This is a genomic window from Saccharothrix sp. NRRL B-16314, from assembly GCF_000716595.1.
In the GTDB taxonomy this organism is placed as follows: Bacteria; Actinomycetota; Actinomycetes; order Mycobacteriales; family Pseudonocardiaceae; genus Actinosynnema.
Map to the genome: position 1 here is coordinate 655,793 of NZ_JNXC01000001.1, position 22,138 is coordinate 677,930.

Sequence of the window (22,138 nt, forward strand, 5' to 3'; positions counted from 1 at the left end):
TCGCCGTGCCGGCAGCATACGTGTTGTTACTCCGTAGTAGGTAGCGGCAAGTGGGGTCGAATCGGGGACGGGGGCGGAGCCACTGCGTGACGCCGCTCCCGCGTGACAGACTGCGCGGAGATCCGCTGTGGTTCACCAGGAGGTCATGTTGACCACTTCCGCAAGCAACATCGCCGACCTGGTTCGCGCTTCCGCGCACCGTGGACCCAAGCACGTCGCACTGGTCGATGTCACGGCCTCCGGCGATCGGAGTGCCCCGACCAGCCACACCTGGGCCGAACTCGACGCCGCCGTCGACGCCGAGGCGCACCGCCTGGCGCGTGCGGGCGTGGAGCCGGGCGACCGGGTGGTCGTGCGGCTGCCGGCCGGTGTCGCGTACTGCGTCGCGGTGTTCGGCGTGCTGCGCGCCGGAGGTGTCCTCGTTCCGGCCGGACCGGGACAACCGGCCCGTGAGCTGCAAAGACTGGTCGCGGACAGCGGCGCGAAGCTGCTCGTCGGTGACGGCGGCGGCGCGGACGTCGAGGTGCTGCCCGCCCCGACCGCGGACCCGACCGCGGAGCCCGGCGAGGAGTTCGCCGCCATCGGCTCGGGCGAGGACCTGGCGGTGCTCGGCTACACCTCCGGCACGTCCGGCGCACCGCGCGGCGCGATGCTCTCGCACCGGGCGCTGCTGGCGAACGTCCGGCAGTGCGCGTCCCTGCGTCCCGCCCCCGTGACGCCGGGCGACCGGGTGCTGCTGGCGCTGCCGCTGTTCCACGTCTACGGGCTCGGCCCGGGGCTGCTCCAGGTCGCGGGCGCGGGCGCGACGGCCGTGCTGCTGGAGCGGTTCGACCCGGACGCGGCGCTGACCGCGATCCGCGAGCACCGGGTGACCACGGTGGTCGGCGTGCCCCCGATGTACGCGGCGATCCTGACCCGGCCGGTGGACCGGCTGCGCGAGGACCTGGCCACGGTCCGCCTCTTCACGTCCGGTGCCGCGCCGCTGGCGCCCGGCCTGCTGGACGCCATGCGCGAGGCGGTCGGCCTGCCCGTCTACGAGGGCTACGGGCTCACCGAGACGGGCCCGGTGCTGACCACGACGCTGGCCGGCGGCGTGCCGAAGGGCGGTTCGGTCGGCCGGGCGCTGCCGGGCGTGGAGGTGCGCCTCGTCGACACCGACGGCCGTCCGCTCGACCAGGACGAGGACGAGCCCGGCACCGGCCTGGTCGCGGCCAGGGGCGACAACCTGTTCAGCGGGTACTGGCCGGACGGCGCGCACGGCCCGGACGCCGACGGCTGGTTCCGCACCGGCGACGTCGGCTACCTGGACGAGGAGGGCGACCTGCACCTGGTCGACCGGGCCAACGACCTGATCATCGTCAACGGCTTCAACGTCTACCCGCACGAGGTCGAGCACGTTTTGGCCGAGCTGGACGGGGTGGCCGAGGCGGCGGCGGTCGGCGTGCCGGACGAGCGGACCGGCGAGGCGGTCAAGGTCGTGGTGGTGCCGGCCGAGGGCGCCGAGCTGACCGAGGACGCGGTGCGGGACCACTGCGCCGGGCGGCTGGCGAAGTTCAAGGTGCCGACGGTGGTCGAGTTCGCCAACACCCTGCCGCACTCGCCGACGGGGAAGCTGGCGCGGTCCCGGCTGCGGCAACCCCTAGCCTGAACGGCGTGAGCCACCACGTCACCTTGATGAGCCGGGTCGACTGCCACGCCTGTGAGCAGGCCAAAGCCGACCTGGAGCGGATCTGCGGCGAGCTGGGCGTGCCGTGGGACGTCCAGGACGTCGACGCGGACCGCGAGCTGCGCGCCGAGTACGGCGACCGGGTGCCGGTGATCCTGGTCGACGGCGAGGAGCACGGGTACTGGTCCGTCGAGGAGGACCGGCTGCGGGCCGCCCTGCGCTGACGCCGCCGGCGGGCGATTACCGGGCGCTTACGAAATCGGCGCACCGGCCGCCATCGGGTGTCGAATCGACTCATGAACCGCTGGACCGCCGCCCTCATCGGAATCGTCGGCGTGGCCGCCGCCCTCGCCGCCGGGCACCTCGTCGCGGGGCTGGTCGGGCCGTCGGCCTCGCCGTTCCTCGCCGTGGGCAACACCGCGATCGACTTCACCCCGAGCGCGGTGAAGGACTTCGCGGTCCGCGCCTTCGGCACCTCCGACAAGCTCGTGCTGCTGCTCGGCATGGCGGTGGTGCTCGTCGTTCTGGCCGCGGTCGCCGGGCTGCTCTCGCGCCGTTCCCCTACGCCCGGCACGGTCCTGGCGGTGGTGATCGGCCTGCTCGGCGTCGTCGCCGTGCTCTACCGGCCCGACCTGGGACAACTCGGCGTCCTCGCCCCGATCGCGAGCCTCGCCGCCGGGGTCGCGGTCTTCCGGTGGCTGCACGGCAAGGCGTCGGAGACCTCGACCGTCGAGGGCAGGCGCACGTTCCTCATCGCGTCGGGCGCGACGGTGGTCGGCACCGGGCTGGTCGGCCTCACGGGGCAGCTGATCGGCGGCCGGGTGGACGTCGAAGCGTCCCGTCGTGCCGTCGGCGACCTCACGCCCAGCGCACCAGCGCCGGCGATCCCGGCGGACGCGGACTTCGCCGCCGAAGGCACGCCGACGTTCATCACCCCGAACGAGGACTTCTACCGGATCGACACGGCCCTGAGCGTGCCGAGGGTGCGCGCCGAGGACTGGGTGCTGCGGGTGCACGGCATGGTCGACCGCGAGCTGACCCTCCGCTACGACGACCTGCGGCGGCGTGACCTGGTGGAACGCGCCGTCACCCTGGTCTGCGTGTCCAACGAGGTCGGCGGGCCGTACATCTCCACCGCGAACTTCGTCGGCGTGCCGCTGCGCGACGTGCTGCTGGAGGCGGGCGTGCACCTGGACGCCGACCAGCTGTTCTCCACCAGCGTGGACGGCTGGACGGCGGGCACGCCGACCGCCGTGGTGCTGGAGCCGGACCGGGGCGCGCTGATCGCGCTGGGCATGAACGGCGAGCCGCTGCCGGTGGAGCACGGCTTCCCGGCCCGGCTGGTCGTGCCCGGCCTGTACGGCTACGTCTCGGCCACGAAGTGGGTGGTCGACCTGGAGCTGACCACGTTCGCCGACCGGCAGGCGTACTGGCTGGAGCGCCGGTGGGCGCGGGAGGCGCCGGTGAAGGTGATGTCCCGGATCGACAGCCCCCGGCGCCAGTCGAAGGTGTCCGGCCGGGTCGTGGCGACCGGCGTGGCGTGGGCCCAGCCCACCGGCGTGGCCCGGGTGGAGGTCCGGGTCGACAACGGCCCGTGGCGGACCGCGGCGCTGTCCGCCGACGTCAGCGACTCGACCTGGCGGATGTGGCGGGTCGAACTCGACCTGCCGCGCGGCGGCCACACGATCGAGTCACGCGCCACCGACAAGGCCGGTGCCACCCAGCCCCAGGCCCGCCTCGACCCCCTGCCGGACGGCGCGACCGGCTGGCACTCGGTCTTCTTCACCGTCGAATGACACGCCCGGACCTGCGGGGTTCACCCCAACGTGAGACGGGGAGCGCAAAGGCGTTCCGGGAGCCGACGACGCAGGCAGGGGTCCGGACCGTCAACTTTGTGCAAGCGTTCACAAGCGGTACGGTGGGTGCATCACACCGCTGGTGAAGGTGCCCGGCGGGTCAGTGCGACGGATGTCGAGGAGTACCAGCGTGGCGGCTCAGCGGGGCGAGGGTGACGGTGTCGTGACCCGCCCGGGGGTGGCCGGAGCGGAAGCGCCCGCCGACGTCCGGGAGCGGGCCCGCGCGATCCCCGAGGCGGCGGTGGCGCGGCTCGCGGTCTACCTCCGCGTCCTGTCCGGCATGGTCGAGCAGGGCGTGACGACGATCTCCAGCGAGGAACTGGCGGGTGCGGCCGGGGTCAACTCGGCGAAGCTCCGCAAGGACCTCTCCTACATCGGCTCGTACGGCACGCGCGGCGTCGGCTACGACGTCGAGGTGCTGGTGGGTCACATCGAGCGGATCCTCGGCCTCACCCGCAAGCACTCGGTCGCGGTCGTCGGGATCGGTAATCTTGGTCACGCGCTCGCGAATTACGGCGGCTTTCCGAGCCGCGGTTTCCCGGTCGGCGCGCTGTTCGACGTCGACCCGGATCTGACGGGAGTGCCGGTAGGCGGCATACCGGTCAACCACATCGACGACATCACGACGGTCTGCGCGGAACGCGAGGTGTCGATCGGCGTCATCGCGACACCGCCGCAGGCAGCTCAGGCGGTCTGCGACCGTTTGGTATCCGCCGGAGTCCAGTGCATCCTGAACTTCGCACCCGTCGTGCTCCAAGTGCCGGACTACGTCGAAGTGCGCAAGGTCGACCTGGCGGTCGAAATGCAGATCCTGTCGTTCCACGTGGCGCGACGGGCTGACGAGGCCGCCGGCGACGTGGTCAACGGCATCGGTGTGGACGGGGTGGTGATTCGCCCGTGATCGTGCGGGTAGTGAGCCGATCGGTGGTGACGGCATGAGCATCCTTGTCGTCGGGCTTTCCCACCGGACCACCCCGGTTCCCGTGCTGGAGCGCGTCGCCGTGGCCGACGCCGACCGCCTCAAGGTCCTCGACCAGCTGCTGAAGGCGCCGAGCGTGTCCGAGGCCGTGCTCCTGTCGACCTGCAACCGGGTCGAGGTGTACGCGGTCGTCGAGACGTTCCACGGCGGCATGAACGAGGTTGTCGAGGTGCTGGCCCGCCAGGCCGGCGCCGAGCCCGTCGAGCTGTTCGAACACCTGTACGTGCACTACTCGGCCGCCGCGGTCGAGCACCTGTTCTCGGTGGCCGGCGGCCTGGACTCGATGGTGGTCGGCGAGGCCCAGATCCTCGGTCAGCTGCGCAACTCGTACAACGCCGCCGACGAGGCGGGCGTGGTCGGCCGCACGCTGCACGAGCTGATCCAGCGCGCGTTGCGGGTCGGCAAGCGCGTGCACACCGACACCGACATCGACCACGCCGGCGCGTCCGTCGTCTCCGAGGCGCTGAGAGACGCGGACGAGGTGCTGCGGCGTGCCTCGGGCGGCACGGCGGGCCTCGACGGGCGCAAGGCGCTGATCGTCGGCGCGGGCTCGATGGGCGGCCTGGCCGCCGCGCACCTGCGCCGCGCCGGCATCGGCGAGGTCGTCGTCGCCAACCGCACCGCCGCCAACGGCGAACGCCTGGCCACGGCCCTGCGCGCGGACGGCGTCGACGCCAGGTCGACCGGCCTCGACGACCTGGCCGACGAGATCGCCGGGGCGGACGTGCTGTTCGCCTGCACCGGCTCGGTCGGCACGGTCATCGGCGCCGAGCTGATCGGCGAACGCGAGCCGCACCGGCCGCTGGTCGTCTGCGACCTCGGCCTGCCCAAGGACGTCGACCAGGCCGCGACGCTGCTCGACGGCGTCCGCGTGGTCGACCTGGAAACCCTCCAGCGCAGGCTGTCCGACGCCCCGACCGGGCAGGACACGCTGCGCGCGGCGGAGATCGTGGCCGAGGAGGTCCGCGCCTACCTGGCGGGGCAGCGCTCGGCCGAGGTCACGCCGACCGTCACGGCACTGCGCAAGCGGGCCGCCGAGGTCGTGGACGCCGAGCTGCTGCGGCTCGACTCGCGGCTGCCCGAGCTGGACGGCGCGGTGCGAGACGAGCTGACCAAGACCGTGCGCCGGGTGGTGGACAAGCTCCTGCACGCCCCCACGGTGCGGGTGAAGGAGCTGGCCGCGGCGCCCGGTGGCGCCGGCTACGCCGAGGCGCTGCGCGAGCTGTTCGGGCTCGACCCGCAGGCGCCGTCCGCCGTCAGCACACCCCATTCGACGCAACCCAAAGGTGAGAAGCGGTGAACCGCACCCTGAGGATCGGCACCCGCGGCAGCGCCCTGGCGCTCGCGCAGACCGGCCACGTGGCCGACGCGCTGCGCGAGGCAGGCGCGGCCGTGGAGATCGTCACGATCTCCACCCCCGGCGACCGCTCGTCCGCCCCCATCGCCGAGATCGGCATCGGGGTGTTCACCTCGGCGCTGCGCGACGCGCTCGCCAACGGTGAGATCGACGTCGCCGTCCACTCGTACAAGGACCTGCCCACGGCTCGCGACCCGCGCCTGTCGCTGGCCGCTGTGCCGCCCCGCGAGGACCCGCGCGACGCGCTGGTCGCCCGGGACGGCCTGACGCTGGGCGAGCTGCCCACCGGCTCGAAGGTGGGCACCGGCTCGCCGCGCCGCGCCGCGCAGCTCGACGCACTCGGCCTGGGCATCGAGGTGGTCCCGCTCCGGGGCAACGTCGACACCCGGATCCGCAAGGTGGTCGACGGTGAGCTGGACGCCGTCGTCCTCGCCCGCGCCGGTCTGGCCCGCCTGGGCCGGACCGCCGAGATCACCGAGACCCTGGAGCCCATCCAGATGCTCCCCGCGCCCGCACAGGGCGCCCTCGCGGTGGAGTGCCGGGTCGACGACGTCGACACCGAGCACCTCCTCCAGTCCACTCTGGACGATTCGGCCAGTAGGGCCGCTGTCGCCGCCGAGCGCGCCTTGTTGGCCGCGCTCGAAGCTGGTTGCAGCGCGCCGGTCGGCGCACTGGCCGATGTGGTGGAAGACCTCGCTGAAGACGCGGACGGGTCGACGCGAGTCGTTCTCCGACTGTCCCTGCGCGGGGTCATGGCGACGGAGGATGGCGACCTCCTCCGTGCGTCCGCCACCGGTGACTTGACCGCAGCAGAGGAACTCGGCCGCGCGCTGGCCGCCGAGTTGCTCGACCTCTCCGGCCACGCCACCGCGTCGCCGGCGGGGCGTAGTTGATGGGGAGTGCCCTGATGACCCGCGCACGCAAGACCCCCGGCCGAGTCGCGTTCGTCGGCTCAGGTCCGGGCGACACCGGGCTGCTCACGGTCCGGGCCCGAGACCTGCTCCACAAGGCGGAGCTGGTGGTCACGGACCCGGACGTCCCGGCCGAGGTGGTGGCGCTGGTACCCGACGGCGTCGAGATCCGACCCGCCGTGGGCGACCCCGCCGACGTGGCGAAGGACCTGGTCGCCGAGGCGAAGAACGGCCACGCCGTGGTCCGACTGGTCGCCGGTGACCCGCTCACGCAGGACTCGGTGGTGAAGGAGGCGCAGGCCGTCTCCCGCACCACGATCGCCTTCGACGTCGTTCCCGGCGTGCCCGCCGGCACCGCGGTGCCCGCCTACGCGGGTGTCGCCCTCGGCGCCGTCCACACCGAAGCCGACGTCCGCGGCGTGGTGGAGTGGTCCGGCTTGGCGTCCGCGCCCGGCACGCTCGTGCTGCACGCCACCGGCGGTCACCTGGCCGAGGCCGCGTCCTCCCTGGTGGAGAACGGCCTGGCGCCGCAGACCCCGGTCGCGGTGACCTGCGACGGCACCGGCTTCGGCCAGCGCACGGTGGACACCACGCTGGCGTCCCTGGCCGCCGACGCCGGTGACCTGGGCGGCCCGCTGGTCGTCACGGTCGGAGCCGCCGTCGCCGGACGCCCGAAGCTCTCCTGGTGGGAGTCGCGAGCCCTGTACGGCTGGCGGGTCCTGGTGCCGCGCACGAAGGAGCAGGCGGGCGCGATGAGCGACCGGCTGCACGCGCACGGCGCCATCCCGGTGGAGGTGCCGACCATCTCGGTCGAGCCCCCGCGCAGCCCGGCGCAGATGGAGCGCTCGGTGAAGGGCCTGGTCGACGGCCGCTACCAGTGGGTCGTCTTCACCTCGACCAACGCCGTGCGCGCCGTGTGGGAGAAGTTCCGCGAGTTCGGCCTGGACGCCCGCGCGTTCTCCGGCGTGAAGATCGCCTGCGTCGGCGAGTCGACGGCGGCGAAGGTGCGCTCGTTCGGGATCATCCCGGAGCTGGTCCCGTCCGGCGAGCAGTCGTCCGAGGGCTTGCTGGCCGACTTCCCGCCGTACGACGACATACTGGACCCGGTGGATCGCGTCCTGCTCCCGCGAGCGGACATCGCCACCGAGACCCTGGCGGCCGGTCTGCGCGAACGCGGCTGGGAGATCGACGACGTGACGGCCTACCGGACCGTCCGCGCCGCCCCGCCGCCCGCGGACACCCGCGAGATGATCAAGTCCGGCGGGTTCGACGCGGTGTGCTTCACCTCGTCGTCCACGGTCCGGAACCTGGTCGGCATCGCGGGCAAGCCGCATGCGCGCACACTGGTGGCGTGCATCGGCCCGCAGACCGCGGAGACGGCACGCGAGTTCGGCCTCCGGGTCGACGTGCAGCCGGAGGACGCCAACGTCCCGGCCCTGGTGGACGCCCTGGCGCAGCACGCCGCGAGGCTGCGCGCCGAAGGCGCCCTACCGCCACCGCGCAAGACCAAGCGCTTGCGCCGGTCGTAAGAAGTTCGAAGTGAGTCGGGGTCGCCTTCGTGCGGCCCCGACCTCGTTCCAGGGAGTACCACCGTGTTCCCAGCCCACCGCCCCCGTCGCCTGCGCACCACGCCGGCCATGCGCCGCCTGGTCGGCGAGACGACCGTGCGCCCCAGGCAGCTGGTGCTGCCCATGTTCGTCAAGGAAGGCGCGGACGCGCCGGTCGAGATCAAGAGCATGCCCGGTGTGGTCCAGCACACCCGCGAGTCGCTGCGCAAGGCCGCGGTCGAGGCGGTGCAGGCCGGTGTGGGCGGGCTGATGCTGTTCGGCGTGCCCGCCGAGCGGGACGCGGTCGGCTCCGGCGCGACCGACCCGGACGGCATCCTGAACGCCGCCCTGCGCGACCTCCGCCACGAACTCGGCGACGCCACCGTCCTCATGTCCGACTGCTGCCTGGACGAGTTCACCGACCACGGCCACTGCGGCGTGCTCACGCCCGACGGCGCGGTCGACAACGACGCCACGCTGGAGGTCTACGGCGAGATGGCCGTGGCCCAGGCGCAGGCCGGGGCCCACGTGGTCGGGCCCAGCGGGATGATGGACGGCCAGATCGGGTTCATCCGCACCGCGCTGGACGAGGCCGGGCTCACCGACACCGGCATCCTCGCCTACAGCGCCAAGTACGCGTCCGCCCTCTACGGACCGTTCCGCGAGGCGGTCGAGTCGCAGCTCCAGGGCGACCGCAAGACCTACCAGCAGGACCCTGCGAACGCCCGTGAAGCGCTCCGCGAGGTCGCGCTCGACCTGGCCGAGGGCGCCGACATGGTCATGGTCAAGCCGGCGCTGCCGTACCTGGACGTGCTCAAGGCCGTCGCCGAGATCTCCGACGTGCCGGTCGCGGCGTACCAGATCTCCGGCGAGTACGCGATGGTCGAGGCCGCGGCCCGCAACGGCTGGATCGAGCGCGAGCGGACCGTGCTGGAGACGCTGACGTCGATCCGCCGGGCCGGCGCGGACATCGTGCTCACGTACTGGGCCGTGGAAGCCGCCGCCTGGCTGGACCGGGAATGACCGCGCCGAACCGGTCCAAGCCCGGCAAGCGCGCCAAGCCGCCGAAGCCGACGCCGCCCAAGCCGATCGACCTGGCGCGGTGGCTGTTCATCCTCAGCGCCGTCGTCGGCATGGGCCGCTTCCTGCACCAGCTCTCCGACCGCGAGACGCTGATCGCGATGCTGCGCGAGGACCTGGTGGCGCGCGGGATGAAGGCCGGTCAGGACGAGCTGGACGCGGCGATGACCGGCGCCATCGGGTTCGGGCTGCTGCTGGCGATCGCGTTCGTGCTGGTCTACGCCCTGTTCGCGAACAAGATGGCGGCCGGGCTGAACTGGGCGCGGATCGTGGTGACCGTGCTCGCGGGCATCGGGGTCGCCTTCGGTTCGCTGCAGCTGCTCGCGGTCGCCGCGGGCGGGTTGGCACTGGCCGAGTTCGCGGTGAGCCCCGTCGTGCTGGTGCTGAGCGGGGTGACGATGGTCATCGACGCGACGGTCATCGTGCTGATGTACCGGCCATCAGTTTCCGGGTACTTCAGATCAGTGCGTTCCGTCAGCGTCAATCCACCACATGTAGCTAACGGATTGTGATTTCTGGTCGACGGAGTGGCGCAGTCCACCTACCGTCCGTCGCATGACCAATCCGAACGACCCTTACAACCAGGGCGGCTACAACCAGGGCGGGCAGCCCCAGCAGCCCGGTTACCCGCAGCAGCAGCCCGGCTACCCCCAGCAGGGTGGGTACCCCCAGCAGGGTGGCTACCCGCCGGCCGCGCCGCCGCTGAGCCAGAGCGAGCTCAACGCGCCCGCGCGCCCGAAGTCCGTCGACACGGCGTACCTGCTGTGGCTCATCGCCGCGGGCATCGGCATCCTGGCGAACCTGATCGGCTTCTTCACCGCCGAGGCGCTGGCCAAGCAGACCCTGGAGTCGCTCAACCTCGACGCCTCGGGTGTCGAGATCGAGCCGAGCTACGGCTCGCTGATCTTCAGCCTGGCGATCTCGCTGGTGTGGATCCTGGTCGTGATGCAGATGCGCAAGGGCGCCAACTGGGCCCGGATCCTGCTGACCGTGCTCGGCGGCCTCTCCATCCTCTTCGGCCTGATCGGCCTGCTCGCGATCGGCCTGCTGTTCGCGATCGGCGCCATGGGTGCGATCCAGGGCCTGCTGGGCGTGGCACAGCTGGCTGTGATCATCGGCGCCATCGTCTTCATGTTCAAGTCGGACTCGAACTACTACTTCAAGGCGAGCTGACCTGAGGTAACAGGTGTGCTGTCCACCGCCTGTCGTGGTGGACAGCACCCCGAGCCCGCCCTAGCGTTCCCAGGCGTGACGACCCCTCACGACCCCGACGAACCGCCACCAGGGAGCCGGGCCGACTCGTCCGCCGAGCCCGCCCTGACGCGGCCCCGGGAGTTGACGCTGTCCTTCTGGCTGTGGCTGACGGCCGCCGGGCTGCTCCTCGTGTCCTCGCTGTTCCTGGTGACCCAGCGCGACGCGTTGGTCGAAAGCGCCCGTCAGGCCAACCGGGGCCGGGACTTCACCGAGGATCAGCTCCAGGCGGGGGCGACCGGTCTGCTGATGATCGTCCTGATCGGCGCGCTGGTCGTGGGTGGCCTCATCGTGTTCTTCGCGATCAAGAGCCGGACCGGGCGCGGTTGGACGCGGATCGCGTTGACCGTGATGGCACCGGTCGTGTTCCTGTACGGGATGTTCCTCGCCATGCCCGAGTTCAGCCTGGTCATCACGCTGGTGGTGGCCGCTGCCGTGGTGACGATGTACTTGCCCGCCTCGAAGGCGTACTTCGACGCCGTGAAAGAGGCCGGATGACCGGGCAGCCGCCGGCGGTGGTGCGCGGTGCGGTCGGCGTGTGGTTCGCGCTGGGTGCGTTCGGCCTGCTGACGAACATCTACCTGTGGTTGCGGCGCGACGAGCTGGAGGAGTCGGCGGTCCGCGCCGGCGACGACCCGGCGAACGTGACCGGCATCCTGGCGCAGTTGACCATCGTCGCGGTGGGCTTCGCGCTCGGCTACGGCCTGTTCGGCTGGCTGCTGAAGCTGGGCCGGCGGTGGGCCCGCGGCGTGCTCACCGGAGTGGCCGTGCTGCACGTGCTGTGGATCGTGCTGCCGGGGGCGAGCGCGGTGAACACGGTGACGTTGTTGCTGATCGCTGTCGGATTGGCCCTCACCTGGCTGCGCGGTACGGCACAGTGGGTGAAGCAGCACTGAACCCCGCGGAGATGCCCATGTCCGAACGGACCCGTTCACCTCGCCCCGCGAGATCACGCCCCTTCCGCCCGGCGGTGACGGGATGACCCATCCACCTTCCGGGCCGGAGCAGCACGGGCAGCAGCCCTTCGACCAGTACGGGCAGTCCATGCGGCCGGTGGACTACCCGCAGGCCGGGCCGCAGCCGTCCGGCCGGTTCCCAGGCCAGTTCCCCGGTCAGCACTACCCCGGCCCGCAGTTCCCCGGCCAGATGCGGAACGTCGACCAGTTCACCACGGCGCTCGTCCGGCCGCGGGCGGTCGTGGTGGCGTTCGTGCTGTGGTTGCTGGCGGCGTTGTCGTGGCCCGTGGGCACGGTGCTGCGGACGTTGGCCGAGGACGGGTTCGACGGGTTCGGCACGATCATGACGTTGTTCTTCACCGGGTGCCTCGGCATCGGCGGGGTGCTGGGCGCGGTGGCGTTCGTGGGTGGCAGCTACCACGCGCGGCTCGCCCTGGTCGGCGGCTCGATGGTGATCGGTGTCTTCGCGCTCGCCGCCGCGATCGTCGCGGCCCGGGACGGTGGGACCGAGACGGTCGCGTGGGTGGTGATCGTGTCGCGGCTGGTGCTGCCCGCGGCGGCGGCGGTGTGCAGCTTCCTGCCGGGTACCAGGCAGTTCTTCGCGGGGAACCTCGGCTAGTGGACCAGCCCACGCTGTACGTCGAGTCGGGCGCGTCCTGGTGGCCCCTGCTGTGGGGTCCGGTGTTCGCCCTGCTCGGGGTGGGGGTCGAAGGGCTGACCGGCACGTTCCGGCCGCTGTTGTGGTTCGTGGTGGCGCTCGGGTTGTTCCTGCCCACGGTGCTGTGGGTGCAGGGGCGGCGGCGGCTCTACGCCGTACGCCTGACGCCGGTCGCGCTGCACCAGGGGCGGGAGGAGCTGGCGATCGGGGACGTCGAGACGGTCGACGGCGTCGAGCCGCGGGCCGGGGTGAAGGTGCTGGGCGGTGGCTGGGACCTGCCCCGTGGCACGGAGGCGGTGCCGATCCGGCTGGTCGACGGCACGGTGGTGATGGGCTGGGCGCGGGACGCGGACGCGTTGCGGACCGGGATGGCGAGGCTGCTGGAGCTGAAGGGCGCTGACGGCCGGTGACGAGCGCGGCGAACCCGGAGGCCGGCGGTCTGGAGCCTGGTGGCCCAGAGCGCGATGGTCCGGAGCGCGCTGGCCCGGACCCCGCTGGCCTGGACCCCGTTGGCCCGGAGCGCGGTGGCCCAGTGCCCAGCGGTCCGGAGCGTGGTGGTTCGGGACAGGGTGGTTCGGAGCAGGGCGAGCTGCGGCCGGCTGGTTCGGAGCAGGAGGGTCGGGGACGTGAGAAGCTGACCGACGTGACTGCGGCCACCGTCGACACCGAGACCGAGCCGGAAACCGGCGAGCCCACGCTGCACCAGCCGAAGCGCGCGTACATCGCCGTGGGCGAGGTGGTGCTCGTGGCGCTGCTCGTGCCGGCCGCCGTGTGGTGCTGGCACCAGGGTGTCGTCCACTACAGCTTCCCCGTGCCCGACCAGCCGCCGCTGGAGTCGACCCGGTTCAGGGGCAACTGGATCGGCGCGTCGGTCGGCCTGGTCACCGTGGCCGGCGTCCTGCTGCTCGACGCGGTCCGCCAGACCGTGCTCGCGGTCCGCACCCGTGGTCGGAAGCAGGTCGAAGAACCCGACGTGTGAGACTGGACCCCGTGACAGCGACGCGATCCCAGGAACTGTTCGAGCGCGCGGCGGCGGTGATCCCAGGTGGCGTGAACTCCCCGGTCCGGGCCTTCCACTCGGTCGGCGGCACGCCGAGGTTCATGGTCCGCGGCGAGGGCCCGCACCTGTGGGACGCCGACGGCAACCGGTACGTCGACCTGGTGTCGTCGTGGGGCCCGATGATCCTCGGGCACGCCCACCCGGACGTCGTGAAGGCGGTCCGGGACGCGGCCGTGCACGGCCTGTCGTTCGGCACGCCCACCGAGGGCGAGATCGAGCTGGCCGAGGAGATCATCGACCGGGTCGACCCCGTGCACCAGGTCCGGCTGGTCAACTCCGGCACCGAGGCCACCATGAGCGCGATCCGGCTGGCCCGCGGGTTCACCGGCCGCCGCAAGATCGTCAAGTTCGCCGGCTGCTACCACGGCCACGTGGACGCGCTGCTCGCCCAGGCGGGCTCCGGCGTCGCCACGCTCGGCCTGCCGACCTCGCCGGGGGTCACCGGCGCGCAGGCCGCGGACACGCTGGTGCTGCCGTACAACGACATCGAGGCCGTCCGGCAGGCGTTCGCCGAGAACGACGGCGAGATCGCGTGCGTGATCACCGAGGCCGCGGCGGGCAACATGGGTGCGATCGCGCCCAAGCACAACGCCGAGCTCAAGGAGCTGTGCCGGGCCAACGGCGCGCTGCTGATCATGGACGAGGTCATGACCGGCTTCCGCGTGTCCTACGCCGGCTGGTACGGCCTGGAGAACGTCGAGGGCGACCTCTACACGTTCGGCAAGGTGATGTCCGGCGGCCTGCCCGCGGCGGCGTTCGGCGGCCGGTCCGACGTGATGGCGAAGCTCGCACCGGCGGGCCCGGTCTACCAGGCGGGCACGCTGTCCGGCAACCCCGTCGCGGTGGCGGCGGGCCTGGCCACGCTGCGCGCCGCGACCCACGACGTCTACCGCCTCCTCGACGCCAACGCGACCCGTCTCGGCGCGCTGTTCACCGCCGCGCTCACCGACGCGGGCGTGCGGCACCGGGTGCAGTTCGCGGGCAACCTGGTCAGCGTGTTCTTCACCGAGGACGAGGTGACCGACTACGCGGGCGCGCAGGCGGCCGAGACGTGGCGCTTCCCACCGTTCTTCCACGCCCTGCTGGAACGGGGCGTGTACCCGCCGCCGAGCGCCTACGAGGCGTGGTTCGTCAACGCGGCCATGACCGACGAGGACTTCCAGGTGATCGCGGACGCCCTGCCGCACGCCGCTCGGGCCGCCGCGGAGGCGACAACGTGACACGGACCGTCATCCACATGCTCAGGCACGGCGAGGTGCACAACCCGACGGGCATCCTGTACGGCCGCCTGCCGGGCTTCAAGCTGTCCGAACGCGGCCAGAAGCAGGCGCTGACGGTGGCCGAGCACCTGGCCGACCACGACATCGCGCACGTCGTGGCGTCACCGCTGGACCGGGCGCAGCAGACCGCCTCACCGATCGCCGACTCGCACCGGCTGGAACTGGCCACCGACGACCGGCTGATCGAGGCGGACAACCAGTTCGAGGGCCTGCGGGTGGCCGTCGGCGACGGCGCGCTCCGCTCGCCGCAGCACTGGCCGAAGCTGGTGAACCCGTTCCGTCCGTCGTGGGGCGAGCCGTACCTGGAGATCGCGCACCGGATGCTCGGCGCGGTCCAGCGGGCGCGGGCGGAGGCCGAGGGCCACGAGGCGGTGTGCGTGTCCCACCAGCTGCCGATCTGGACGCTGCGGCGGTTCCTGGAGGGCAAGCGGATGTGGCACGACCCGCGTCGGCGGGAGTGCTCGCTGGCGTCGTTGACGAGCCTGGTGTTCGACGGGGAGCAGCTGGTCCGCGTGGTCTACACGGAACCGGTCGGCGCGACGAACCCGAGGGTGACCGGGGCATGAGAGTGGTCAAGGCGGCGCTGCTGGCGGCGTTGTTGCTGGTCACGTCCTGCACGTCCGGTGGGGACGAGCCGGTGGTCGGGTCGGAGTTCCAGCTCGTCGCGCCGAACGGCGAGACGCGGCTCCGCTACGACGGCGACGAGCGCAAGGGCATCAAGGGACTGACCGGCCCGAGCCTGATGGAGGACGACAAGACGATCTCCCTGGACGACTACCAGGGCAAGGTCGTGGTGGTGAACCTCTGGGGCGCCTGGTGCCCGCCGTGCCGTACGGAGGCGCCGGAGCTCCAGAAGGTGCAGGACGAGACCGGGCCGCTGGGCGTGCAGGTGCTGGGCATCGACGTCAAGGAGAACTCGACCGAGTCGCCGCGCGACTTCATGACCAACCGCGGCCTGACGTACCCGTCGATCTACGACGAGTCCGGGCGGGTGATGCTCTCGTTCCGCGGGCTGCCGCCGAACACCGTGCCGTCCACGTTCGTGCTGGACAAGCAGCACCGCGTTGCGGCGGCGTTCCTCGGCGGCGTGATCGCGTCCGACCTGCTGCCGCTGGTCAAGGAGCTGGCCGCGGAGGCGTAGCGAGTTCGGGGACCTTCTCCTCGAACGCCTCGACCATGGCGTCCCGGCCGACGAGGTTGAACTCGCGGCCGAGCGTCCGCATGATCGAGTTCTCGGTGGGCCGGTACAGGCCGGTCAGGTGGTAGCGGGCGCCTTCGAACGCGCCGACCACGCCGCCGTCGGGCGAGGTCCGCCCCAGGTAGGCGGACCACTTCGCGCCGGCGGGGTCCGCGGTGACGTTGACCTCGGTCGGCTCGCCGCCGCTGTACCGGTCGTACGGGTAGTCGTACTCGTCGGCCAGCCCGCCGATCGAGTGCCCCAGCTCGTGCACCGCGATCTGCCCGGCCTGGTCGTTCGCACCGGCCGCGGTCGCCACGCCACCGCCCGCGCCGCCGTACTTGGCCGTGTTGCCGAGCGCGATGACCTGGTCGGCCTGCGGTGCGAGGGCGGCGAACTGGGCCGCCTTGGTCTGGTTCACGCACAGCAGGCGTTCGGTCTGGACGTCCCGGCCCTGGCACCAGAAGCCCATGTCCAGGGCGGTGTCGCGGTCGCTGCCGAGAGCGGGGTCGTGGTCCACGCCGGACTCGTTCGACACGACGTCGACCTGCCAGACGTTGAAGTACTGGCGGTAGGACTCGAACGGCTCCACGGCGGCCAGCTCGGTCCACTTGTCCACCACGTGGGTGTGGAAGGCGTCGAGTTCGGCGGCCGTGTAGCCGTCGCCGACGAACACCAGGTCGAACCGCTGGTCGGACGGGCCGGTCTGCTGCACGGGGACGACGTCGGCCGCCACGTCGGCGGGTTCGGCGGCGGATTCGACGATGCGCGGCACCGGGGTGCGGGAGATCGCGCCGTCCGGCGAGAAGACCTCCACCCACTCGACCTCGGGCGGTGCGGTCGGCGTCGGCTCCGCGGCGTCGCCGGGCAGGGGCACGGCGACGACGGCGAAGGCGACAGCCAGCACGGGCAGGGTGAGCCGGTGTGCGCGCATGCCGTCACGCTATGAAGTGGGCTGATCACCCACAAGGGTGGATGGTCGGGTTTAAGGCACCACTCGATCGGGTAAGAGGGCCGCCGTCTCACACGCTGCGCTGCTGGCCGTGGTGCGCTTCCCCCGTGTGATGTGGGTCGCCCATAAGGGATGCCGGTGGACGGCGTCAAGTCACGTCTACCTACCCTGGACGACGTGAACCCGACCGATCTGGCCACCTCGGGCCCGATCCTGCTCGCGACCGGGGTGGCGGTGCTCGCCGGGGCGATCTCGTTCGCCTCGCCCTGCGTCGTCCCGCTGGTGCCGGGCTACCTCGCGTACCTCGCGGGCCTGGTCGGGGCGGACGCACCCGCGGTCGCCGACGGCGAGGACCGGAAGACCGGCCGCTGGCGGGTCGCGGGCGCGGCGCTGCTGTTCGTCCTCGGCTTCACGGTCGTGTTCTCCCTGACGTCGTTCGTGGTGCTCGGCCTGACCGACCTGTTCTGGTTCCAGGAAGACCTGCTCCAGCGCATCGGCGGCGTCATCACCATCGCCATGGGCCTGGTGTTCATCGGCCTCGTACCCGCCCTCCAGCGGGACGTCCGCGTGCGCCGCACCCCGAACGCGGGCCTGATCGGCGCACCACTGCTGGGCGGCGTCTTCGCGCTCGGCTGGACCCCGTGCCTCGGCCCGACGCTGATGGGCGTCATGGCGCTGGCCCGCAGCAGCGAGGTCGGTCCGGCCACCGCCCGCGGCGCGGTGCTGGTGCTCGCGTACTGCCTCGGCCTCGGCCTGCCGTTCATCCTCATCGCGCTGGGCGCGCGCTGGGCGGTCCGGGTGACCGGCTGGCTCCGCACCCACGTCCGCCAGGTGCAGGTGTTCGGCGGCGCGCTGCTGATCGCGGTCGGCATCGCCCTGGTCACCGGCCTGTGGGGCGATTTCGTCGGCTGGCTGCGCGACGCCGTCGTCAACGACCTGAAACTGCCGTTGTAGTGAGAGCCGTCCTCGCCTTCCTGCGCAACACGTGGCGCGGTCTCACGGCCATGCGCACCGCGTTGACCCTGCTGTTCCTGCTGGCCCTCGGCGCGATGCCGGGCGCACTCCTGCCGCAGCGGTCGCTGAACCCGCGCAGCGTCGACGAGTACATCGCGGACAACGGCTGGTGGGGCCGGTTCCTGGACGACCTCCAGTTCTACGACGTCTACGCCAGCATCTGGTTCTCCTCGATCTACGTGCTGCTGTTCGTGTCCCTGGTCGGCTGCCTGCTGCCGCGCACCTGGGAGTACTTCAAGCAGATGCGGGCCAAGCCCGTGCTCACCCCGCGCAACCTGGCCCGCATGCCGCACCACGCCACGGCGGAGACCACGGCGAGCCCGCAGGCCGTGATCGAGCACGCCGAACGGCGGCTCAAGGGCTGGCGCAAGGTCACCGCCGAGGAAGAGGACGGCGTCCGCACGATCAGCGCCGAACGCGGCTACCTGCGCGAGACCGGCAACCTGGTCTTCCACTTCTCCCTGCTGGGCCTGCTGATCGCGTTCGCGCTGGGCAAGATGCTCGGCTACGAGGGCCAGGTCATCGTGCAGGCGAACGGCGGCCAGTTCTGCAACTCGGGCGTCTACAACTACGACACGTTCCGGCCCGGCCTGCGCGTGGACGGCACGCAGCTGAACCAGTTCTGCGTGCGGGTGGACGACTTCGACGCCGCCTACCTGCACAGCGGGCAGGCGGAGAGCTTCCGCGCGGACATCCAGTACCAGTCCGGCGCCGACCTGGAGACGGGCACCTGGCGGCCGTACCCGCTGGAGGTCAACAGCCCCCTGCGCACCGCGGGCGACCGGGTCTACCTCCTCGGCCACGGCTACACGCCGCTGTTCACGGTCACCTTCCCGAACGGCCAGACCCGCACCGGCACCACCCAGTGGCGACCGGTCAACGAGGTCACGCTCGCGTCCGAGGGCGCGACGAAGTTCGACCCGCCGGACGTGCCGGACGCCGAGCAGCGCCGCAAGAGCCAGCTCGCGATCACCGGCCTGCTCGCGCCGACCGCCGTCTTCCGCGGTGAGCTGCTGGACTCCGGCTTCCCCGCGGCGAACGACCCGGCGGTGGCGATCGACGTCTACCGCGGCGACCTCGGCACCGACTCCGGCCGCGGCCAGTCCATCTTCTCCATCGACCAGAAGATGGTGGCGGACGGCAAGCTGGCCAAGGTCGCCCGGGAGAATCTCCGGCAGGGCGAGCAGCTGACGCTCGACGACGGCACCGTGATCCGCTTCGACGGCGTCCGCGACTGGGTGTCGCTGCAGGTGTCGCACGACCCGACCCAGGTGTGGGTGCTGCTGTTCTCCGTGCTGGTCATCCTGGGTCTGGGTGTGTCGCTGAGCATCAAGCGCCGCCGCGTCTGGGTGCGGGCGGCACCAGGCGGGGACGGGCGTACCGTTGTCGAGGTCGGCGGCCTCGCACGCACTGATCAGGCCGGTTACGGCGAGGAGTTCACCTCGGTGTCCCGGGACTTGCTCGCCCACGAGGAGGAGAGCTGATGCCGACCGCGACCTTGGCGACGTACAGCGACTGGACGTACGGCGCCGCTGTGGCGATCTACTTCTTCGCCGCGGTCCTGTACCTGTGCGAAGCGGCGTTCGCCCGGCCCGTGAAGGCCAGGGAACTCGAATTCGTCGCGGCGGGCGGCACCCAGGCCGACGGCACGTGGACGCCCGGCCGGGTGACCAAGCCGGAGGTGTCCCGCGCCGAGCGACTGGGCGGCATGGGTGCGGCGCTGACCGTGCTCGGCGCCGCGCTGCAACTCGGTTCCCTGGTGCTGCGCGGCCTGGCGACCGAACGCGCGCCGTGGGGCAACATGTACGAGTACGGCTCGCTGTTGACGCTCGCGGCCGTGGTGACGTGGCTGGTGCTGTCCCGCATGTTCCCGGTGCGCCGGCTCGGCGGGTTCGTGCTGGTGCCGATCGTGATCCTGATGTTCCTCGGCGGCACCGTCCTGTACGCCGACGCCGCGCCCGTGCAGCCCGCGCTCCAGTCGTACTGGCTCGTGGTGCACGTCTCGGTGATCTCGGTGTCCAGCGGCGTGCTGCTGGTGCCCGGTGTGGCCAGCGTCCTGTACCTGCTGAAGTCCTCGGGCCGCGCGCGGTTCCGCAAGCTGCCCGATTCCGACGTGCTGGACCGGCTCGCGTACCGCAGCACGGTGTTCGCGTTCCCGCTGTTCACCATCGGCATCATCTGCGGCGCGATCTGGGCCGAGGCGGCGTGGGGCCGGTTCTGGGGCTGGGACCCGAAGGAGACGGTCGCGTTCGTGTCGTGGGTCGTCTACGCGGCGTACCTGCACGCGCGCGCCACCGCCGGGTGGCGTGGCCGGCCCGCCGCCTGGATCAACTCGCTCGGCTTCGTGCTGACCGTGTTCAACCTGTTCTTCATCAACCTCGTAACGACTGGGCTGCACTCGTACGCGGGCGTCGGCTCGCCGTAGACCATCACTTATGCGTGCCGTGCGCCCCGCCGCGCGGGTGGGTGGGCGCACACACCCAGTGAGATGGAACCACTGGTCGCCGACTACCGTCGGACGCGTGGGGTCGGGGAGGTCTCGATCCGCTTTGCTCAGGGAGGACCCCAGCGGTGACCGGTCGCTACGAGAATCCTGAGCCGTCGTGGCCCCAGTCGGCCGGAGCGGACGGGCAGCAGCCCAACCCGAGCCAGTCCGGTGGCTACCAGGTCGAGCCGGGGTCGGGTGCCCACTACGTCGACGCCCAGAACCAGAGTCCTCAGAACCCGAGTCCTCAGCACCCGACTCCGCAGAACCCGAGTTCTCAGCACCCGACTCCGCAGTACGCCGATCCGCAGTACGCCGAGCCCCAGTACGCGGACCCGGGCACCGTTTACATCGACCCGGCGCAGTCCGGCCCGGTGACCGGTCCGCCGTCCGGCGGGTTCCCGGCGCAGTCCGGTCCGTACCAGGTGCAGGGGCAGCAGTCCGGCTCGTACCAGGTGCAGGGCCAGCAGTCCGGTCCGTACCAGGTGCAGGGCCAGCAGTCCGGTCCGTACCAGGTCCACGGGCAGCAGTCCGGGGCGTACCAGGTCTCGGGCCAGTCGGGCGCGTACCAGGTCTCGGGTGGCCAGTCCGGCCCCTACCCCGCGCCGGGCCAGCCGGGACCGCACCAGTCGGGACCGCACCAGTACCAGGGCGGGTTCCCCAACAACTTCCCGCAGAGCGTCCAGCCCCAGGCCGCGCCGCAGCCCCAGCGGGCCAACGCGAACGACATGTCCTCGCAGCAGCTGATCAAGCGCGCGAAGCGCCCACCGCAGTCCGGCTGGCGCAAGACCGTGCACTCGGTCACCGGTGGCCTGGTCAACCTCGGCGAGAGCCCGGCCGACCTGCGCCGGCGTGAGCTGATCGCCCGGATCAACCAGCCCCTGCGCGGCTGCTACAAGATCGCGATGCTGAGCCTCAAGGGCGGCGTCGGCAAGACCACGACGACGACCACGCTCGGCTCGACGTTCTCGTCGCTGCGCGGCGACCGCGTGATCGCGGTGGACGCCAACCCCGACCGCGGCACGCTGGCGCTGAAGGTGCCGAGGGAGACCACGGCCACCGTGCGGCACCTGCTGCGCGACGCCTCGAAGATCACCCGGTACAGCGACGTGCGCGCGTACACCTCGCAGTCGCCCAGCCGCCTCGAAGTGCTGGCGTCCGAGCAGGACCCGGCGGTGTCGGAGGCGTTCAGCGACCAGGACTACCTGCGCACGGTCACGTTGCTGGAGCTGTTCTACAACATCGTCCTCACCGACTGCGGCACCGGTTTGATGCACTCGGCCATGAAGGGCGTGCTGGACCAGGCCGACTCGCTGGTGCTCGTCTCGTCCGGCTCGGTGGACGGCGCGCAGACGTCGGCGGCGACGCTGGACTGGCTGGACGCGCACGGCTACCGGGACCTGGTCGCCAAGTCGGTCGCGGTGATCAACTCGGTGCGGCCGGGCTCGGGCAAGGTCGACCTGGACAAGCTGGCCGCGCACTTCGCGCAGCGCTGCCGCGCCGTGGTGCGCATCCCGTTCGACACGCACCTCGAAGAGGGCGCGGAGATCGAGCTGGACAAGCTGGGCCCGGAGACCCGCCTGGCCCTGCTGGAACTCGCCGCCACGGTGGCCGACGACTTCCCCAACAACTAGCTGCTACCCGGACTGGGCTTCGGCACGACAAGGGGCCTCACTCGCTGAGGCCCCTTCCCGGTCACTCTTCGTCGTCCGGCTTCTTCTTGCGCTGTTCACCGAGCTTGCGCAGGAAGTCGGGGTCGTCGTCCGGTGCCAACGCGCGACGACGGCCGGGGGCGATCTCGACCCTGTTCGGCCCGAACGCACGCCACAGCAGCACGGCGATGGTGAGCGCACCGATCATCGCGAGCACGTAGATCATGGTCGCCACCTCCTTTGCCACGAGATTACCC

General features: G+C 71.7%; 24 protein-coding genes. 22 read left to right on the plus strand and 2 right to left on the minus strand.

Going from position 1 to position 22,138, the window contains the following annotated elements:
* Positions 1-145: 145 nt before the first annotated feature.
* The 18 genes from OQ02_RS03230 (at position 146) to OQ02_RS03315 (ending at position 15,742) form a co-directional block, all read left to right on the plus strand.
* Complete coding sequence (locus OQ02_RS03230) at positions 146-1,648, plus strand: AMP-binding protein (RefSeq protein WP_033436985.1); 1,503 nt, start codon at positions 146-148, stop codon at positions 1,646-1,648.
* A gap of 5 nt (positions 1,649-1,653) precedes the next feature.
* Positions 1,654-1,890: a glutaredoxin family protein gene (locus tag OQ02_RS03235; protein WP_063746991.1), complete on the plus strand. Its 237-nt coding sequence runs from the start codon at positions 1,654-1,656 to the stop codon at positions 1,888-1,890.
* 72 nt (positions 1,891-1,962) lie between these two features.
* Positions 1,963-3,462, plus strand: coding sequence for a molybdopterin-dependent oxidoreductase (locus OQ02_RS03240; RefSeq protein WP_033436607.1), 1,500 nt, complete (start codon positions 1,963-1,965; stop codon positions 3,460-3,462).
* 190 nt (positions 3,463-3,652) lie between these two features.
* Positions 3,653-4,423, plus strand: a complete 771-nt coding sequence (locus OQ02_RS03245; RefSeq protein WP_033436608.1) for a redox-sensing transcriptional repressor Rex — start codon at positions 3,653-3,655, stop codon at positions 4,421-4,423.
* 34 nt (positions 4,424-4,457) lie between these two features.
* Complete coding sequence (locus OQ02_RS03250; protein ID WP_033436609.1) at positions 4,458-5,801, plus strand: glutamyl-tRNA reductase; 1,344 nt, start codon at positions 4,458-4,460, stop codon at positions 5,799-5,801.
* On the plus strand, positions 5,798-6,751 hold the full coding sequence (gene hemC, locus OQ02_RS03255; protein WP_033436610.1) for a hydroxymethylbilane synthase: 954 nt from the start codon (positions 5,798-5,800) through the stop codon (positions 6,749-6,751). The genes OQ02_RS03250 and hemC overlap by 4 nt, the downstream gene beginning before the upstream one ends.
* Before the next feature lie 14 nt (positions 6,752-6,765).
* Positions 6,766-8,298, plus strand: coding sequence for a uroporphyrinogen-III synthase (locus OQ02_RS03260; RefSeq protein ID WP_033436611.1), 1,533 nt, complete (start codon positions 6,766-6,768; stop codon positions 8,296-8,298).
* A gap of 63 nt (positions 8,299-8,361) precedes the next feature.
* Positions 8,362-9,339 (plus strand): porphobilinogen synthase, encoded by a 978-nt coding sequence (gene hemB / locus OQ02_RS03265; protein ID WP_081915343.1) that lies wholly within the window; start codon positions 8,362-8,364, stop codon positions 9,337-9,339.
* Positions 9,336-9,908, plus strand: coding sequence for a hypothetical protein (locus OQ02_RS03270; protein ID WP_033436613.1), 573 nt, complete (start codon positions 9,336-9,338; stop codon positions 9,906-9,908). The genes hemB and OQ02_RS03270 overlap by 4 nt, the downstream gene beginning before the upstream one ends.
* Before the next feature lie 43 nt (positions 9,909-9,951).
* Positions 9,952-10,569, plus strand: a complete 618-nt coding sequence (locus tag OQ02_RS03275) for a hypothetical protein (protein WP_033436614.1) — start codon at positions 9,952-9,954, stop codon at positions 10,567-10,569.
* Between the two features lie 75 nt (positions 10,570-10,644).
* Positions 10,645-11,145: a hypothetical protein gene (locus OQ02_RS03280; protein WP_033436615.1), complete on the plus strand. Its 501-nt coding sequence runs from the start codon at positions 10,645-10,647 to the stop codon at positions 11,143-11,145.
* Positions 11,142-11,543, plus strand: a complete 402-nt coding sequence (locus tag OQ02_RS03285) for a hypothetical protein (RefSeq protein WP_033436616.1) — start codon at positions 11,142-11,144, stop codon at positions 11,541-11,543. Before OQ02_RS03280 ends, OQ02_RS03285 begins: the two co-directional genes overlap by 4 nt.
* A gap of 82 nt (positions 11,544-11,625) precedes the next feature.
* Positions 11,626-12,222 carry a hypothetical protein gene (locus OQ02_RS03290; RefSeq protein WP_033436617.1) on the plus strand — a complete coding sequence of 199 codons (597 nt, stop codon included), beginning with the start codon at positions 11,626-11,628 and terminating at the stop codon, positions 12,220-12,222.
* The gene (locus tag OQ02_RS03295) at positions 12,222-12,671 is read left to right on the plus strand and encodes a hypothetical protein (protein ID WP_033436618.1); all 450 of its coding nucleotides are present in this window, start codon (positions 12,222-12,224) and stop codon (positions 12,669-12,671) included. The genes OQ02_RS03290 and OQ02_RS03295 overlap by 1 nt, the downstream gene beginning before the upstream one ends.
* A gap of 233 nt (positions 12,672-12,904) precedes the next feature.
* Positions 12,905-13,240, plus strand: a complete 336-nt coding sequence (locus OQ02_RS03300; protein ID WP_063747006.1) for a hypothetical protein — start codon at positions 12,905-12,907, stop codon at positions 13,238-13,240.
* An 11-nt stretch (positions 13,241-13,251) separates the two neighbouring features.
* Positions 13,252-14,541, plus strand: a complete 1,290-nt coding sequence (gene hemL / locus OQ02_RS03305) for a glutamate-1-semialdehyde 2,1-aminomutase (protein WP_033436988.1) — start codon at positions 13,252-13,254, stop codon at positions 14,539-14,541.
* A 17-nt stretch (positions 14,542-14,558) separates the two neighbouring features.
* Complete coding sequence (locus OQ02_RS03310) at positions 14,559-15,167, plus strand: histidine phosphatase family protein (protein WP_033436989.1); 609 nt, start codon at positions 14,559-14,561, stop codon at positions 15,165-15,167.
* The gene (locus tag OQ02_RS03315) at positions 15,164-15,742 is read left to right on the plus strand and encodes a TlpA disulfide reductase family protein (protein WP_033436619.1); all 579 of its coding nucleotides are present in this window, start codon (positions 15,164-15,166) and stop codon (positions 15,740-15,742) included. Before OQ02_RS03310 ends, OQ02_RS03315 begins: the two co-directional genes overlap by 4 nt.
* Here OQ02_RS03315 and OQ02_RS03320 read toward each other — a convergent pair.
* The gene (locus OQ02_RS03320) at positions 15,717-16,712 is read right to left on the minus strand and encodes a M64 family metallopeptidase (RefSeq protein WP_051771609.1); all 996 of its coding nucleotides are present in this window, start codon (positions 16,710-16,712) and stop codon (positions 15,717-15,719) included. The genes OQ02_RS03315 and OQ02_RS03320 overlap by 26 nt on opposite strands.
* Positions 16,713-16,862: 150 nt before the next feature.
* Here OQ02_RS03320 and OQ02_RS03325 point away from each other — a divergent pair, with 150 nt between their 5' ends.
* The 4 genes from OQ02_RS03325 (at position 16,863) to OQ02_RS39995 (ending at position 21,863) form a co-directional block, all read left to right on the plus strand.
* The gene (locus OQ02_RS03325) at positions 16,863-17,684 is read left to right on the plus strand and encodes a cytochrome c biogenesis CcdA family protein (protein WP_442973566.1); all 822 of its coding nucleotides are present in this window, start codon (positions 16,863-16,865) and stop codon (positions 17,682-17,684) included.
* A 50-nt stretch (positions 17,685-17,734) separates the two neighbouring features.
* Positions 17,735-19,228, plus strand: coding sequence for a cytochrome c biogenesis protein ResB (gene resB, locus OQ02_RS03330; protein WP_081915395.1), 1,494 nt, complete (start codon positions 17,735-17,737; stop codon positions 19,226-19,228).
* On the plus strand, positions 19,228-20,169 hold the full coding sequence (gene ccsB / locus OQ02_RS03335) for a c-type cytochrome biogenesis protein CcsB (protein ID WP_033436622.1): 942 nt from the start codon (positions 19,228-19,230) through the stop codon (positions 20,167-20,169). Before resB ends, ccsB begins: the two co-directional genes overlap by 1 nt.
* A gap of 146 nt (positions 20,170-20,315) precedes the next feature.
* Entirely contained in the window at positions 20,316-21,863 is a 1,548-nt protein-coding gene (locus OQ02_RS39995) for a nucleotide-binding protein (protein WP_037329517.1), read from the plus strand.
* Positions 21,864-21,924: 61 nt separating this feature from the next.
* Here OQ02_RS39995 and OQ02_RS03345 read toward each other — a convergent pair whose 3' ends face one another.
* Positions 21,925-22,107: a hypothetical protein gene (locus OQ02_RS03345; protein WP_033436992.1), complete on the minus strand. Its 183-nt coding sequence runs from the start codon at positions 22,105-22,107 to the stop codon at positions 21,925-21,927.
* Between the last annotated feature and the right edge of the window lie 31 nt (positions 22,108-22,138).